The 14,653-nt window shown below is 70.5% G+C and carries 15 protein-coding genes; 12 read left to right on the forward strand and 3 right to left on the reverse strand.

Annotated features, from left to right (window positions below):
• Position 1 precedes the first annotated feature (1 nt).
• On the reverse strand, positions 2-1,423 hold the full coding sequence (locus BLT25_RS24775) for an MFS transporter (protein WP_091051829.1): 1,422 nt from the start codon (positions 1,421-1,423) through the stop codon (positions 2-4).
• A 118-nt stretch (positions 1,424-1,541) separates the two neighbouring features.
• On the opposite strand from BLT25_RS24775, the gene BLT25_RS24780 reads away from it, so the two are divergent.
• Positions 1,542-2,369, forward strand: coding sequence for a helix-turn-helix transcriptional regulator (locus BLT25_RS24780; RefSeq protein WP_091051831.1), 828 nt, complete (start codon positions 1,542-1,544; stop codon positions 2,367-2,369).
• On the opposite strand, the gene BLT25_RS24785 is transcribed toward BLT25_RS24780, so the two are convergent.
• On the reverse strand, positions 2,366-3,151 hold the full coding sequence (locus tag BLT25_RS24785; protein WP_091051832.1) for a helix-turn-helix domain-containing protein: 786 nt from the start codon (positions 3,149-3,151) through the stop codon (positions 2,366-2,368). The genes BLT25_RS24780 and BLT25_RS24785 overlap by 4 nt on opposite strands.
• Positions 3,152-3,214: 63 nt before the next feature.
• On the opposite strand from BLT25_RS24785, the gene BLT25_RS24790 reads away from it, so the two are divergent.
• The gene (locus BLT25_RS24790) at positions 3,215-3,670 is read left to right on the forward strand and encodes a DUF3224 domain-containing protein (protein ID WP_176884244.1); all 456 of its coding nucleotides are present in this window, start codon (positions 3,215-3,217) and stop codon (positions 3,668-3,670) included.
• Here the strand turns inward: BLT25_RS24790 and BLT25_RS24795 are convergent.
• The gene (locus tag BLT25_RS24795; RefSeq protein ID WP_091051836.1) at positions 3,655-4,338 is read right to left on the reverse strand and encodes a winged helix-turn-helix transcriptional regulator; all 684 of its coding nucleotides are present in this window, start codon (positions 4,336-4,338) and stop codon (positions 3,655-3,657) included. The genes BLT25_RS24790 and BLT25_RS24795 overlap by 16 nt on opposite strands.
• Positions 4,339-4,516: 178 nt before the next feature.
• Here BLT25_RS24795 and BLT25_RS24800 point away from each other — a divergent pair, with 178 nt between their 5' ends.
• The 10 genes from BLT25_RS24800 to BLT25_RS24845 all read left to right on the forward strand — a co-directional run bounded on the left by BLT25_RS24800 (position 4,517) and on the right by BLT25_RS24845 (position 14,632).
• On the forward strand, positions 4,517-5,335 hold the full coding sequence (locus BLT25_RS24800; protein WP_176884246.1) for a class I SAM-dependent methyltransferase: 819 nt from the start codon (positions 4,517-4,519) through the stop codon (positions 5,333-5,335).
• 59 nt (positions 5,336-5,394) lie between these two features.
• Positions 5,395-6,501 carry a GuaB3 family IMP dehydrogenase-related protein gene (locus BLT25_RS24805; RefSeq protein WP_091051839.1) on the forward strand — a complete coding sequence of 369 codons (1,107 nt, stop codon included), beginning with the start codon at positions 5,395-5,397 and terminating at the stop codon, positions 6,499-6,501.
• A 436-nt stretch (positions 6,502-6,937) separates the two neighbouring features.
• Entirely contained in the window at positions 6,938-7,693 is a 756-nt protein-coding gene (locus BLT25_RS24810; RefSeq protein WP_091051936.1) for an SDR family oxidoreductase, read from the forward strand.
• Positions 7,693-8,469 (forward strand): SDR family oxidoreductase, encoded by a 777-nt coding sequence (locus tag BLT25_RS24815; RefSeq protein ID WP_091051840.1) that lies wholly within the window; start codon positions 7,693-7,695, stop codon positions 8,467-8,469. The genes BLT25_RS24810 and BLT25_RS24815 overlap by 1 nt, the downstream gene beginning before the upstream one ends.
• Positions 8,466-9,449, forward strand: a complete 984-nt coding sequence (locus BLT25_RS24820; RefSeq protein ID WP_091051842.1) for an NADPH:quinone oxidoreductase family protein — start codon at positions 8,466-8,468, stop codon at positions 9,447-9,449. The genes BLT25_RS24815 and BLT25_RS24820 overlap by 4 nt, the downstream gene beginning before the upstream one ends.
• Positions 9,446-10,081, forward strand: coding sequence for an HAD family hydrolase (locus tag BLT25_RS24825; protein ID WP_091051843.1), 636 nt, complete (start codon positions 9,446-9,448; stop codon positions 10,079-10,081). Before BLT25_RS24820 ends, BLT25_RS24825 begins: the two co-directional genes overlap by 4 nt.
• A complete protein-coding gene (locus tag BLT25_RS24830; RefSeq protein ID WP_091051845.1) occupies positions 10,078-11,112 on the forward strand; it encodes a phosphotransferase family protein in 1,035 nt (344 codons plus the stop codon). Before BLT25_RS24825 ends, BLT25_RS24830 begins: the two co-directional genes overlap by 4 nt.
• A 3-nt stretch (positions 11,113-11,115) precedes the next feature.
• The gene (locus tag BLT25_RS24835) at positions 11,116-12,348 is read left to right on the forward strand and encodes an acyl-CoA dehydrogenase family protein (protein ID WP_091051846.1); all 1,233 of its coding nucleotides are present in this window, start codon (positions 11,116-11,118) and stop codon (positions 12,346-12,348) included.
• Positions 12,345-13,532 carry an acyl-CoA dehydrogenase family protein gene (locus BLT25_RS24840; RefSeq protein WP_091051848.1) on the forward strand — a complete coding sequence of 396 codons (1,188 nt, stop codon included), beginning with the start codon at positions 12,345-12,347 and terminating at the stop codon, positions 13,530-13,532. The genes BLT25_RS24835 and BLT25_RS24840 overlap by 4 nt, the downstream gene beginning before the upstream one ends.
• Positions 13,533-13,543: 11 nt before the next feature.
• Complete coding sequence (locus BLT25_RS24845; protein WP_091051938.1) at positions 13,544-14,632, forward strand: acyl-CoA dehydrogenase family protein; 1,089 nt, start codon at positions 13,544-13,546, stop codon at positions 14,630-14,632.
• Positions 14,633-14,653 lie beyond the last annotated feature (21 nt).

Raw genomic sequence — 14,653 nt, forward strand, 5'->3', positions numbered from 1 at the left:
CTTAGTGTGGAGAGTTTCGGAGGATGGACGGCGAGCGGGGCAGTCCGACTGCCACGAGCAGCGCCGCGACCAGGACCAGTCCCGCGTTGACCGCGATGGCCACGTGGAGAGCACCGAGCGAGGCGACTCCGCCGGCGGCGGTGGCGACGGTGGACATGATCGGGATGCCGAGCGCGATCGCGACCTGCTGGGTCATCATCGCCAGCCCGGTGGCCAGGCCCTGCTCGTGGTCGGGGAGCCCGGAGGTCGCCGCGACCATGAACCCGACGATCGCGGCGACGTGTCCGATGGCGCCGATGAAGTTCATCAGGCCGAGGAACCACAGCCAGCCGACCGAGGGTCCGATCAGGACGAGCGCGCCGGTGGTGACCGCCTGGATCGCGAGTCCGCCGGCCACGGTGTTGCGTACGCCGAAGGCCTCGATCACCCGCGAGCCGACGGATCCGCCGATGATCGCGCCCGCCCCCATCGCGACGAGCATCAGGCCGGTCTGCAGGGCGTCGAGGCCGAGGACGTGCTGCAGATACATCGTCAGCACGAAGACCAGCGACGACTCGAAGGCGAAGGTCGCGAAGCCGGCGATGTTGCCGAACCCGATCGTGCGCCGGGTGAGGATCTGCAGCGGCACCAGCGGGTGCGGGTGGGTCGACTCGGCCCGCCAGAACGCGACCAGCAGCACCACTGCGACCAGGATCGACGCCAGGCCCCACACGTCGGCGATGCCCGCCTCACCCAGCCGAGTCGCGCCGTAGACCAGCGCGAGCAGCCCGGTCGTCACCAGCACGGCGCCCGGGAGGTCGAGCCGCGACCGTTCCCGGTCGGCGGAGTCACGCAGCACGAACGGCGCGACGGCGACCACCAGCAGCGCGATCGGCACGTTGACCAGGAACGCCCAGCGCCACGACAGCAGATCGGTGAGCACGCCACCCAGCACCGCCCCGGCGGTGAACCCGGTCGACATCACCACGCTGTTCAACCCGAGCGCGCGCTGGCGCAGCGGTCCCTCGGGGAAGGAGACGGTGAGCAAGGACAGCGCCGCCGGGGTGACCGCGGCGGTCGCCAGACCCTGGGCGACCCGGGCCGTGAGCAGCAGCTCGGGTGAGGTGGCGACCCCGCCGAGCAGCGAGGCGGCGCCCAGCGCGACCATGCCGATCAGGAAGACCCGGCGTCGGCCGACGTAGTCGCCGATCCGGCCGAAGAGCAGCGTGAACCCGGCCGCGCACAGTGCGAAGGCGGTCGCGATCCACTGCACGTGGGCCTCGGCGAAGCCGAGGTCCACGCCGACGGTCGGCAGCGCCACGTTGAGGATCGAGAAGTCGACGGTGAGGGTGAACTGGGAGGCGAGCAGCAGCAGGAGCACCAGCAGCTGTCCGCGGCTCATGGTGGCCTGGCGTACGGGCTCGGCCTGGGTGATCGTGGTCATGACGCCAACGCTCCGGCAGCCGGCGTACGTCAGCCAGACACCTGTCCTGCCACCCATCCGCGTGCCTGTCACTGACAGGGTCAGGAAGAAATCGCCGGTCGGCCGCACTATAGGAACCATGACGACCGAGCTCGGAGAGTTCCTGCGCAGCCGCCGGGCGGCGATCAGTCCCGAGGACGCCGGGCTGGTGTCCTACGGCGCCCGCCGTGTGCCCGGGCTTCGGCGTGAGGAGCTGGCGATGCTGGCCGGCGTCTCGCCGACCTACTACACCCGGCTCGAGCAGGCCGACCACCACAATGCCTCCGACTCGGTGGTCGACGCGCTCGCCCGCGCGCTGCGGCTCAGTGCCGAGGAGCGTGTCCACCTACGGAGGCTGGCGCGGCCGGTCGAGACGGTGTCGGCGAGCGGCCGCGACGAGGAGCCGCGCCCGACCGCGGTGGCGATGCTGATGGACTATCCCGGACCGGCGCTCATCACCGACCACGCCAACTACGTGCTCGCCTGGAACGACCTCGGGCACCGCCTCTTCGGCCACGGGCTGGACTTCGATGCGCCTTTCGCCGGTCGGCCGAAGCGGCCCAACATGATCCGGCGGTTCTTCCTCGAGCCGGGTGGGTCCGAGCTCTTCGTCGACCCCGAGGGCACCGCGCTGCAGATGGTCGGCTTCCTGCGCTACTCCTCGGGCCTGCACCCCGAGGACCACATCCTCAGCTGCCTGGTCGGCGAGCTCGTCCAGCGCAGCGACCTGTTCGCCGAGCTGTGGGCCGAGCATCCGGTGATGGACTGCGGCTACGGGATCAAGCGATTGCGGCATCCGGTCGCGGGGCGGCTGGATCTGGCGTACGAGGCGATGGTGTTGCCCGAGACCAGCCAGCGCATCGTGCTCTACCGGGCCGAGCCCGGATCGCCGTCAGCGGACGCGCTGGAACGGCTTCACAACCCCTAGAGATCCTTGGCGTAGGTCGCCGGGGGAGCGCCGACGACATCCCGGAACGTACGCACCAGGTGGGCCTGGTCGCTGAAGTCCAGCTCCGCGGCGACCGCGGCCCAGTCGACGTCACCGGAATGGGCGCGGGCGGCGACCTCGAGCACGCGGAACCGCTGCACGACCCACTTCGGGCCGATCCCGACGTACTCGCTGAACAGGCGCTGCAGCGACCGCAGGCTCAGGCCGGCGTGGTCGGCGAGCTGCTCGGCCCGGGTGATCGAGCGGTCCTCCTCGGCGAGGGCCGCCCAGCGGCGTACGTCCTCGGCGACGGGATCGCTCGGGAGGCCGACGTCGAGGAGGTAGGCCTCCATCGCGGCGGCCATCTCCGCCGGGTCCGTCGAGGTGAGGATCCGCTCGGCCGTCGGCCGGTCGTCGACACCGAGCAGCTCCTGCGCCGGGACGACCTGGTCGGCGATCGCGCTGACCCGGCTGCCGAGCACCGGACGGAAGAGGCCGGGCAGGAACGAGACGCCGAGAGTGTGCCCGCGGCCGGTGAGGTGCCGGACGAACGGGCGTCGGCCGATGCCGTGCACCAGCAGCCGGCCGTCCTCGGCGGCGACATGGATCCGGGGCTGCGGGATGACCTGCTGGTCGTGCGGCTGGGCGAGGTCCCAGCCGACGTACCAGTGATAGTCCACGTGGCCCGCGATCTCGGGCGACGGCTCGAACCGCTCGGTGGTGATCGCCCTGGCGGCCGTCACCGGCCGCACGATCGCATCCGGGTAGCCCCTGCTCTCCATGCCGCCAACGATATGGCGCGTTCCTTCAATCCCGCGCCCCTGGTGCCGGAGCAGGCTGGACCCATGAAGACCTACGGCAACAAGGCAAGCACCACGATGACCGTCGCCCGCTGGCACGAGGCGGCCTACGTCGACATCGACGGCGAAGGCACCAAGATGGGCGAGGACGTCTACATCCCGCACCGCGGCCTGACCACCGCCGAGACCGACTACACCTACGCCGGTGAGATCCAGGGCACGGGGGTCGCGCGGATGATCGGGGCCTACGGCAACCCGGCCGGCGGCGCGGTCTTCGAGGCGTACGAGCAGTTCACCGGCTCCATCGCCGGCCAGGAGGGCTCGTGCGTGTGGCGGATCAGCGGGACCTACGCCGACGCCACCGTCCGCTCCCGCCTCACCGTCGTCCCCGGCCTCGGTACCGGCGGCCTCGAAGGTCTCGTCGGCGAGGCCGACATGGTCCTCTCCGAGGAGGGCGGCGGAGAGGCGTACGGCTTCGTCCTCTCCTACGACTGGAGCTGAGGGCGCGGGACGCTGGCGGCGGTGGACTGGCCGAGCCAGGCTGGGAGGTCGCGGCGTACGTCCTCGGCGGCGGCGATGCTGACCATCTCGGCGCGCAGCGCCATCGGCCAGGCGAGGTCGCCGCGCCAGATCTCGGTGAGCGTACGCAGGCTGCCGGTGAGCCGGGCGTCGATGTCGAAACCGGGGTCGAAGTCGCAGACCTCGGCCTGGTCGGCCGAGACCACGAGCCACCAGCGGGCGACCTTCGGCTCGACATCGGTGAGGCGGAACTCGACCACGGTGCGCTGCCGCGGCCACACCTCTATCGAGATGGTGCGGCGCATGTCCCAGAAGAGCAGGTGGGGGTCGAGGTCGGCCTGGCCGAGCTCGCCGACCCAGCGGATGCCCCAATGGTGGAGCGCGGTGACGACCGTCGCGAGCTCCTGACCGCTGACGGTGAGGTGGTAGGACGAACGCTGCCCTTCGCCGCGCCGCTCGATGATGCCGGCGCGCTCCAGCGTGCGCAGCCGCTTGGAGAGCAGAGCCGGCGACATCTTCGGCACGCCCCGGCGGAGCTCGTTGAAGTGGGTGCTGCCGAGCAGCAGCTCGCGAACGACGAGCAGCGTCCACCGCTCGTCGAGCACCTCCATGGCCTTCGCCACCGGACAGAACTGGCCGTATCCCGCCACTGGACCGCCTCCTTCGCAGCCCGAGATCCTGTCATCAGTAGACCGCTGACGTGGGCGGACGGCAAGTACAGATCCTGAACTTCGATGAGTTCAGATTCGGCACTAGCCGCCCGCGGTGGCACCGAGCGAGGCTGGAACCTCCAGATCAAGTCTCGGGTCAACGTCTTTGGAGGAAGACATGACCGCAACACCAGCTTCACCCGACCTGAAGGCCAAGCACCGCGCGATGTGGGGCCTGGGGAACTACGCCCGGGTCGCCGACGAGCTCATCCCCGAGCTCGGCCAGGTGCTCGTCGAGGCCTGTGAGATCGGGTCGGGCGACCGCGTGCTCGACATCGCCGCCGGCACCGGGAACGCCGCCATCCCTGCCGCCCTCGCCGGCGCGGAGGTGACCGCCAGCGACCTGTCGCCCGAGCTGCTCGAGATCGGGCAGGCTCACGCAGTCGAGGCGGGAGCCGACTCGCTCACCTGGCGCGTCGCCGATGCCGAGGCGCTGCCGTTCGACGACGCCGCCTTCGACGTCGTGATGTCCTGCGTCGGCATCATGTTCGCGCCGTTCCACGAGAAGGCCGCTGCCGAGCTCGTCCGGGTCGTCCGGCCGGGCGGTCGGATCGGCCTGGTCAGCTGGACGCCGGAGGGCTTCATCGGCCAGATGTTCGCCACGATGAAGCCGTTCATGGCACCGCCGCCCGAGGGCGCACAGCCGCCGCCGCGATGGGGCGACGAGACCCATGTACGCGGCCTGCTGGGCGACCAGGTGACCTCTGTCCGGGCCGAGAAGCGGATGGTCGACATCGACTCGTTCGAGACCGGCGCGGAGTTCCGTGACTTCTTCAAGGCCTGCTACGGGCCGACGATCGTCGCCTATCGCGGGATCGCCGACGACGAGACCCGGACCGCCGAGCTCGACGCCGCGCTCGCCGAGCTGGGGGACCGCTACGTCACGGCCGGGGTGATGAAGTGGGAGTACCTGCTGCTGACCGCGGTGCGTAGCTAGCCCGCTCGGTGCGTGTGGCCTTTCCGATCTCGATCCGGTCCCGTGGAACAATCCGTCATGTGACTGAGATCGAGATCGGCCGGGCCAAGCGAGCACGACGGGCGTACGCCTTCGACGACGTGGCGATCGTGCCGTCGCGGCGCACCCGTGACACCACCGAGGTGAGCACCGACTGGCAGATCGACGCCTACCGCTTCGACATCCCGCTGATCGCCGCACCGATGGACTCGGTGATGTCGCCCTCGACCGCGATCGCGATGGGCAAGCTCGGCGGCCTCGGGGTGCTCAACCTCGAGGGCGTGTGGACCCGGTACGACGACCCGCAGCCGCTGCTCGACGAGCTGGCCGAGCTGAGCGGGGTCGACGCGACCCGGCGTCTGCAGGAGATCTACGAGGCCCCGATCCGGGCCGAGCTGATCACCGAGCGGCTGCGTGAGGTGCGCGCCTCCGGCGTCACCGTCGCCGGGGCGCTGTCCCCGCAGCGTACGAAGGAGTTCGCGAAGGCCGTCGTCGACGCCGGCGTCGACCTCTTCGTCATCCGCGGCACCACCGTCTCGGCCGAGCACGTCTCCTCCCAGGCCGAGCCGCTCAACCTCAAGGAGTTCATCTACGAGCTCGACGTGCCGGTGATCGTGGGCGGTTGCGCGACCTACCAGGCGGCCTTGCACCTGATGCGCACCGGCGCGGCCGGTGTCCTGGTCGGCTTCGGCGGCGGTGCGGCGCACACGACGCGGACGGTGCTGGGCGTCGCCGTGCCGATGGCCTCGGCGGTGGCTGATGTGGCTGCTGCTCGTCGTGACTACCTGGACGAGTCGGGCGGCCGCTACGTCCACGTCATCGCCGATGGCGCCGTCGGCCGCTCCGGCGACATCGCCAAGGCGATCGCCTGCGGTGCCGACGCGGTCATGGTCGGTTCGCCCTTCGCCCGCGCCACCGACGCCCCCGGCAAGGGATTCCACTGGGGCAACGAGGCCCACCACGCCGACCTGCCCCGCGGCGAGCGCGTCGCCTTCGAGCCTGTCGGCACCTTCGAGGAGGTCCTCTTCGGTCCCTCTCACGTGGCCAACGGCACCATGAACCTCGTCGGCGCCCTCAAGCGCGCCATGGCCACCACCGGCTACACCGACCTCAAGGAGTTCCAGCGGATCGAGGTTGTCGTCGGCTAGCAGGTCCCGAGCGCAGCGAGGGAGCTGCGCCGGCGACAAGGTCGAGCAAGCGCGCCCGGGCAAGCGAAGCGCGCCCGGCGCGACCGCGCGTCGAGACCTACACGTCGGCTGAGCCGCCGAATCCGCACTTGTGGCGGGCCGAATCTGTAGTTGTGGGCGACGAAACGCGAGTTTCGTCGCCCACAACTACGTCTGGGGTCACCAGAACTACCCACTCGCCGAGGCGTCGCTGCGGTCGGGCGAGAGGTCGCTGCGGTCGGGCGAAGTGTCATAGCTGTGACGCTTCGCCCGACGTACGTGACGCCTCGGCCGACGGGGCTGACTTCTCGGCATTGCGTGGACACCGACCTTCCATGTTCGTGGGCTACCCCGTAGAGTGACCGCTGTCACCACCTAAGCAAGCGCTTAGATTAGCCGAGCACACGAGGGAATGAGCATGTCGAGGTTCGAGGGACGTACGGCGATCATCACCGGGGCCAGCCGGGGCATCGGTCTGGGCATCGCCCAGCGGCTGGTGGACGAGGGGGCGAAGGTCGTCATCACGGCGCGCAAGCCCGAGGCGCTCGCGGAGGCGGTCGAGGGGCTCGGCGGCAAGGAGGTCGCCCTCGGCGTCGCCGGCAAGGCCGACGACCCCGCCCACCAGGAGGAGGTCGTCACGACCGCGATCGAGACGTTCGGCAGCGCCGACCTGCTGGTCAACAACGCCGGCATCAACCCGAAGGCCGGCGGCCTGATCGACATGGACCGCGAGTCGGCGCGCAAGACCGTCGAGGTCAACTGCCTCTCGCCGATCGGCTGGACCCAGCAGGTCTGGCGGCAGTGGATGTCCGAGCACGGGGGCGCGGTCGTCAACATCTCCTCGGTGGCCGGCCTGGCTCCGACCCCGCTGATCGCGACCTACGGCGCGAGCAAGGCGATGCTCAGCTACATCACCCAGGAGCTCTCGGTCGAGCTCGGCCCGAAGGTACGCGTCAACGCGATCCTCCCGGCCGTGGTGAAGACCAAGTTCGCCGAGCTCCTCTACGAGGGCCGCGAGGCCGAGGTGTCCGCGGCCTACCCGCTCAAGCGCCTCGGCACCCCCGAGGACATCGCCGGCGTCGCCTCGTTCCTCCTCTCCGAGGACGCCGGCTGGATGACCGGCCAGCTCGTCACCGTCGACGGCGGCCTCACTCTCGCCGGCGGACGCGTCTGATGCCCATCGCTCCCGACAGCACGGCGGTCGTCACCGGCGCCGCGGGCGGGATCGGCCGCGCGCTGGCCGCCCGCCTGGTAGCCGAGGGCGTACGTGTCGTGGTCAACGACCTCGATGCCGTACGCCTCGAAGCGACCGCCCAGGAGATCGGCGCCCATCCGGTGGCCGGTGACGCCGCCTCCGTTCAGGGCGTGGAGGCCCTCGTCGAGGCGGCGAAGGAACACCTCGGCCAGATCGACACGTGGTACGGAAATGCCGGCATCGACCGCGGCATCGGCCTGGACTGTCCCGAGGAGGACTGGCAGGCCTCGCACGAGGTCAACGTGATGGCCCACGTCCGGGCGGCGCGGCTCCTCGTCCCCGACTGGGTCGAGCGGAAGAGCGGTCGCTACGTGGTGACGGCGAGCGCTGCGGGGCTGCTGATGATGATCGGCGCACCGACCTACACGGTTACCAAGCACGCCGCGGTCGCGTTCGCCGAGTGGCTCTCGGCGACCTACCGCCACCATGGGATCGTCGTCCAGGCGATCTGCCCCCAGGGTGTGCAGACCGGGATGCTCGAGCGGTCCGGCGTGATGAAGGACCTGCTCAGCCGCGACACCGCGCTGACGCCCGAGCAGGTCGCCGACGCCGCCTGGGAGGCCACGAGCGACGACCGCTTCCTCGTGCTGCCGCACCCGGAGGTGGGCGACTACTACGCCGCGCGGGCGACGCAGACCGACAAGTGGCTCGGCGGGATGAACCGACTCTGGCAGCACGTGGAGGGACAGGTATGAAGGCATGGCGGATCAACGAGCTCGGTGAACCCAAGGACGTGATGAGGCTCGAGGAGGTGCCCGACCCCACTCCAGGGAAGAACCAGCTCGTCGTGAAGGTGCTGGCCAGCCCGGCCAACTTCCCGGACGTCCTGATGGCCCGCGGTCTCTACCAGGTCAAGCCCGAGCTGCCGTTCACCGCCGGCGTCGAGCTGTGCGGCGAGGTGGTCGCGCTCGGCGAGGGCGTGGATGCGTTCCAGGTCGGTGAGCGCGTGATCGGCGGCGCCGCCCTGCCCTACGGCGGCTTCGGCGAGCTCGCGCTGATGGAGGCCGCGACGACCTTCCCGGCTCCCGAGGCGCTCACCGACGCCGAGGCCTCGAGCCTCTACATCGGCTACCAGACCGGCTGGTTCGCGCTGCACCGCCGCGCGCACATCCAGCCCGGCGAGACGCTGCTCGTGCACGCCGCGGCGGGCGGCGTCGGCAGTGCCGCGATCCAGCTCGGCAAGGCCGCCGGGGCCACCGTGATCGGGGTCGTCGGCGGGCCGGACAAGGCCGAGGTCGCCCGACAGCTGGGCGCGGACCACGTCATCGACCGCCACACCGAGGACTTCGTCAAGGTCGTCAAGGAGATCACCGGCGGCAAGGGCGCCGACGTGATCTACGACCCGGTCGGCGGCGACACCTACGACCGCTCGACCAAGTGCATCGCCTTCGAAGGCCGGATCCTGATCATCGGCTTCGCCGGCGGCCGCATCCAGGAGGCAGCGCTCAACCACTCGCTGATCAAGAACTACTCGATCGTCGGGCTCCACTGGGGTCTCTACAACATGGTTGCCCCCGAGCTCGTCAAGGAGTGCCACGACGAGCTCACCCGGATGGCGGCCGAGGGCTCGATCAAGCCGCTGGTCAGCGAGACGCTGTCTCTGGAGGAGGTGGCCGACGGCGTACAGCGTCTTGCCGACGGCACCACCGTCGGAAGGGTCGTGTACGTCGCATGAAGGCGGTCATCTTCGACTACGGCGGGGTGCTGACCACGCCGATCGGCGACTCGATCCGCGCCTGGCTGAAGGCTGACGGCATCCGGCCGGAGAGCTTCTCGAAGGTGCTCAAGGAGTGGCTCGGCCGCTATGCCGACGCCGGCACCCCGATCCACCGCCTCGAGCTCGGCGAGCTCTCGGTCAAGGAGTTCGACAAGCTCCTGGCCGATCGGCTGGAGACGTACGACGGTAGCCCGGTCGATCCCGATGGCGTCCTGAACCGGCTCTTCGCCGGGATGCGGCCGAACCCGGAGATGTTCGCGTTGGCCGAGGAGCTCCGCGACGCCGGCATCCGGCTCGCTCTGCTCTCCAACAGCTGGGGCAACTTCTACCCTCGCAAGCAGGTCGACGCGCTGTTCGAGGTGGTGGTGATCTCCGAGGAGGTCGCCATGCGCAAGCCGGAGGCGCCGATCTTCGACCGCACCCTGAGCAGGCTCGGTCTGCCGGCCGAGGAGTGCCTCTTCATCGACGACGCCGAGCCGAACGTGCTCGGCGCCCGAGCGGTCGGTCTCGACGCCCTGCTGCACACAGACCCGGCGAGCACGCGCGCAAGGCTCGCACAGCTGATTCCCGCACTCGGAGGTGCCGCGTGACGACCGATTCCCTGCCCGGGCTCGACCTCGACCGGCTCGGCCCCTGGCTGGCCAAGAACCTCGACGGCGCCGGCGCCGATCTGAGCGCGACCCACATCTCCGGTGGCAAGTCGAACCTGACGTACGCCGTCTCCGACGGCACCCACGAGTGGATCGTCCGCCGCCCGCCGCTGGGGCACGTGCTCGCCACCGCGCACGACATGAAGCGTGAGCACACCGTGATCACCGCGCTGCGCGACACCGACGTGCCGGTGCCGCACACCTACGCGTTCTGCGAGGACGAGGAGGTGCTCGGGGCGCCGTTCTACGTGATGGAGAAGGTCGATGGCCGGCCCTACCGCTACGCCCGCGAGCTCGAGCCGCTCGGTGCGGACCGCACGAAGGCGATCTCGGAGCAGCTCATCGATGTGATGGCCGCGCTGCACGCCGTCGACCCGGCCGAGGTCGGGCTGAGCGAGTTCGGTCGCCCCGAGGGCTTCCTGAGCAGACAGGTCAGGCGCTGGAAGAAGCAGCTCGAGGCGTCCCACTCCCGCGACCTCCCCGCCGCCGACGAGCTCCACGCGCTGCTGGAGCGCCGGGTGGGTGCCGCGGAGGCCGCCTCGAGCGGGCCGGGGATCGTGCACGGCGACTACCGGCTCGACAACGTCCTCACCGACGAGGCCGACCAGATCAGGGCGGTCGTCGACTGGGAGATGGCCACGCTCGGCGACCCGGTCACCGACCTGGCGATCCTGCTCACCTACCAGCAGATGGCCACGGTCTCCGGCGACGGCACCGTGACCGACGTCAGCAACGCCCCCGGCTGGCTCTCCGAGGACGAGATCATCGCCCGCTACGACGCCGCCAGCCCGCGCGATCTGAGCGAGTTCGGCTTCTACCGCGGGCTGGCCGCCTACAAGCTCGCCGCGATCCTCGAGGGGATCCACTACCGCTACCTCAAGGGCCAGACCGTCGGGCCCGGTTTCGACAAGATCGGGGACGGGATCCACCCGCTCCTGGACATGGGCATCACCGCGATGAAGGAGAACTGACGCATGGACTTCGCACCCGACGCCAGGACCGAGGAGCTCGTCGCCTCGGTGTGGGACTTCCAGAAGACGTACGTCGAGCCGAACGAGGCCGTCTTCGACGAGCAGATCGCGGCACTGCCGGACAAGTGGGCGTGGGACTCGGTGCCCGTGCTCGGCGAGATCCGGGCCGAGGCTCGCAAGCGCGGCCTGTGGAACCTCTTCCTGCCCGGTGAGGGCGGGGCCGGCCTGACCAACCTGCAGTACGCCCCGCTGGCCGAGATCACCGGCCGCAGCCACCTCGCGCCGGCCGCGTTCAACTGCGCCGCGCCCGACACCGGCAACATGGAGGTGCTGCACGACTTCGGCAACGAGGCGCAGCAGAAGGAGTGGCTGGAGCCGCTCCTGGACGGGCAGATCCGCAGCGCCTTCGCGATGACCGAGCCGGCCGTGGCCTCCTCCGACGCGACCAACATCGAGACCTCGATCGCTCTCGACGGCGACGAGTACGTCATCAACGGCGGCAAGTGGTGGATCACCGGGGCGATGAACCCCAACTGCAAGATCTTCATCGTGATGGGCAAGACCGACCCGTCCGCCGAGCGCCACCAGCAGCAGTCGATGATCCTGGTGCCCCGTGACGCCCCCGGCCTGACGATCAAGCGCGGCATGGAGGTCTTCGGCTACGACGACCACGACCACGGCGGTCACGCCGAGCTGGTCTTCTCCGACGTACGCGTCCCGGTGGGCAACCTCATCGGGACCGAGGGCATGGGGTTCGCGATCGCGCAGGCCCGCCTGGGCCCCGGTCGCATCCACCACTGCATGCGCTCCATCGGACTGGCCGAGCGGGCGATCGAGCTGATGTGTGCCCGGGTCGAGGAGCGGGTCGCCTTCGGCAAGCCGCTCTCCGAGCAGGGCGTGATCCGTGACTGGATCGCCGAGTCGCGGGTGCGGATCGAGCAGCTGCGGCTCCTCGTCCTCAAGACCGCCTGGCTGATGGACACGGTCGGCAACAAGGGCGCCCACACCGAGATCCAGGCGATCAAGATCGCCACCCCGGCGACCGTCCAGTGGATCCTCGACAAGGCGATCCAGGCCCACGGCGCCGGTGGTCTCTCCCAAGACTTCCCGCTGGCCAAGTCCTACGCCGGCATCCGCACGCTGCGGTTCGCCGACGGCCCCGACGAGGTGCACAAGAACGCCCTCGCCAAGGCCGAGCTGCGCAAGCAGGCCGCGCGACGCGAGGGCCGGCAGTGACTCCCGAGGAGCTACGCGGCCAGGTCGAGGCGTTCCTGGCCGAGCACCCGGTCGCGACCACCGAGCCGAGCGCGTTCCTCCACGCCCGCTACCAGGCGGGGCTGGCGTGGGTCGCGTTCCCCGAGGGCCAGGGTGGTCTCGGCGCCTCCCGGGCGCTGCAGCCGCTGGTCTCCGACCTCTTCGAGGCGGCCGGTGCCCCCGACAACAACCCGCGACGCAACGGGATCGGGCTCGGCATGGCCGCGCCGACGATCCTGGCCTACGGCACCCCGGAGCAGAAGGCTCGCTTCCTGGAGCCGCTGTGGTGCGGCGAGGAGATCTGGTGCCAGCTCTTCTCCGAGCCCGGCGCCGGCTCCGACCTCGCCGGCCTGGCGACCCGAGCCGTCCTCGATGGTGACGAGTGGGTCGTCAACGGGCAGAAGGTGTGGACCTCGGGTGCTCACAACGCCGACTTCGCGATCCTGGTCGCTCGCACCGACCCGGACGTCCCGAAGCACCGCGGTCTGACGTACTTCTTGTGCGATATGCACGATCCGGGCGTCGAGGTGCGGCCGCTGCGCCAGATCACCGGCGAGGCGGAGTTCAACGAGGTCTTCCTGACCGATGTGAGGATCCCCGACGCCCACCGCCTCGGCGCGGTCGGGCAGGGCTGGGAGGTCGCCAACGCCACCCTCAACAACGAGCGCGTCGCCATCGGTGGCGCCGCGATGCCTCGCGAGGGCGGGATGCTCGGCGTGGTCGCCGAGTCGTGGCGGGAGCATCCGGAGAACCACACCCCGGAGCTCCGCGACCGGCTTCTGAAGCTGTGGGTCGAGTCGGAGGTGGCCCGGCTGACCGGTGCCCGGCTGCGGCAGAAGCTGGCCGTCGGCCAGCCCGGCCCCGAGGGGTCGGCGATGAAGCTGACCTTCGCCAAGGTCAACCAGCAGCTCACCGGCCTCGACCTGGAGCTGCGTGGCGAGGAGGGTCTTCGCTACGAGGACGGTGACGGCTGGGCGATGGTCCGGCCCGAGCACGTCGACTTCGGCGGTCGCGACGCGGTCTATCGCTACCTGCGTGCCAAGGGCAACTCCATCGAGGGCGGCACCTCGGAGATCCTGCGCAACATCGTGGCCGAGCGCGTCCTCGGCCTCCCCGGGGAGCACCGGGTCGACAAGGACGTTTCCTGGAAGGCCATTCCCCGATGAAGGAGCCCGCGATGAGCGCAGCCGAAGTCGAACTGCTCGACAACGAGCTCGATGCCGACCTGCGGGCCACGGTCAGGTCGTTCCTGGCCGAGCGCTGCGGTCCGGCCGACGTGGTCAAGGCCTACGACGGCGACGGTTCACTCACCCCGGTCCTGTGGAAGGGCCTCTCGGCCGAGCTCGGGCTGGCCGGCCTGCTGATCCCGGAGTCCCACGGTGGCGCCGGCGCGTCAGCCCGCGAGGCCGCCGTCGTCCTCGAGGAGCTGGGCCGCTCGGTCGCACCGGTGCCCTTCCTGACCAGTGCGGTCGTGGCGACGTCGGTCCTGCTGGCAGCGCCCACCGAGAAGGGCGTCGAGCTGCTGGGCGGACTGGCGGCAGGGGAGCGCACCGCGGCCCTGGTCGTACCGCTGCCCGCCACCACCGTCCAGCCGCTGGAGGCCGTCGAGACCGAGGTCAGGTCGGTGGCCGGTGCCCTGGAGGCGGACACGCTCCTGGTGCCGGTCACGACACCCGCCGGCGTCGAGGTCCGGGCCGTGCCCGCGGCCCACGCGGAGATCACCCCGGTGAGCTCGCTCGACATGACTCGCCGGCTCGCCGACGTACGCCTCGACCCGGCCGCCGGTGAGGTCGTCGTGGCCGCCGAGGACGGTGCCGACGCCGTACGTTCCGGTCTGCTGGCCGGGGCCGCGCTGATGGCCTCCGAGCAGGTCGGGGTGGCGCAGTGGTGCCTGACCACGACGGTGGAGTACCTCAAGGTCCGGCGCCAGTTCGGCCGGATCGTCGGTGGCTACCAGGCGCTCAAGCACCGGCTCGCCGACCTCTACACCAGCGTCGAAGGAGCCGGCGCGGCAGCGCGCTACGCCGCCGGAGCGCTGGCTCTCGGGGACGCCGAGGAGACCCGGATCGCGACCCACGTCGCCGCCGCGTACTGCGGTGATCTGGCCGTCACCGCGGCCGAGGAGGCGGTGCAGCTGCACGGTGGCATCGGCATGACCTGGGAGCACCCCGCCCATCTCTACCTCAAGCGGGCCAAGGCCGACCAGATCGCGTACGGCCTCCCCGGCCTCCACCGCGACCGTCTGGGGGCCATCGTCGACATCTAGGCCCGCTCGCTGGTCGAGCCG

Source organism: Nocardioides sp. YR527 (genome assembly GCF_900101045.1).
In the GTDB taxonomy this organism is placed as follows: domain Bacteria; phylum Actinomycetota; class Actinomycetes; order Propionibacteriales; family Nocardioidaceae; genus Nocardioides.

Bases quoted from the DNA above. Each gene is read 5' to 3' on its own strand.
- BLT25_RS24845 (WP_091051938.1), top strand. From the start codon at position 13,544: ATGAGCGCAGCCGAAGTCGAACTGCTCGACAACGAGCTCGATGCCGAC.
- BLT25_RS24810 (WP_091051936.1), top strand. From the start codon at position 6,938: ATGTCGAGGTTCGAGGGACGTACGGCGATCATCACCGGGGCCAGCCGG.
- BLT25_RS24820 (WP_091051842.1), top strand. From the start codon at position 8,466: ATGAAGGCATGGCGGATCAACGAGCTCGGTGAACCCAAGGACGTGATG.
- BLT25_RS24825 (WP_091051843.1), top strand. From the start codon at position 9,446: ATGAAGGCGGTCATCTTCGACTACGGCGGGGTGCTGACCACGCCGATC.
- BLT25_RS24775 (WP_091051829.1), bottom strand. From the start codon at position 1,423: ATGACCACGATCACCCAGGCCGAGCCCGTACGCCAGGCCACCATGAGC.
- BLT25_RS24790 (WP_176884244.1), top strand. From the start codon at position 3,215: ATGAAGACCTACGGCAACAAGGCAAGCACCACGATGACCGTCGCCCGC.
- BLT25_RS24800 (WP_176884246.1), top strand. From the start codon at position 4,517: ATGACCGCAACACCAGCTTCACCCGACCTGAAGGCCAAGCACCGCGCG.
- BLT25_RS24835 (WP_091051846.1), top strand. From the start codon at position 11,116: ATGGACTTCGCACCCGACGCCAGGACCGAGGAGCTCGTCGCCTCGGTG.
- BLT25_RS24815 (WP_091051840.1), top strand. From the start codon at position 7,693: ATGCCCATCGCTCCCGACAGCACGGCGGTCGTCACCGGCGCCGCGGGC.
- BLT25_RS24785 (WP_091051832.1), bottom strand. From the start codon at position 3,151: ATGGAGAGCAGGGGCTACCCGGATGCGATCGTGCGGCCGGTGACGGCC.
- BLT25_RS24780 (WP_091051831.1), top strand. From the start codon at position 1,542: ATGACGACCGAGCTCGGAGAGTTCCTGCGCAGCCGCCGGGCGGCGATC.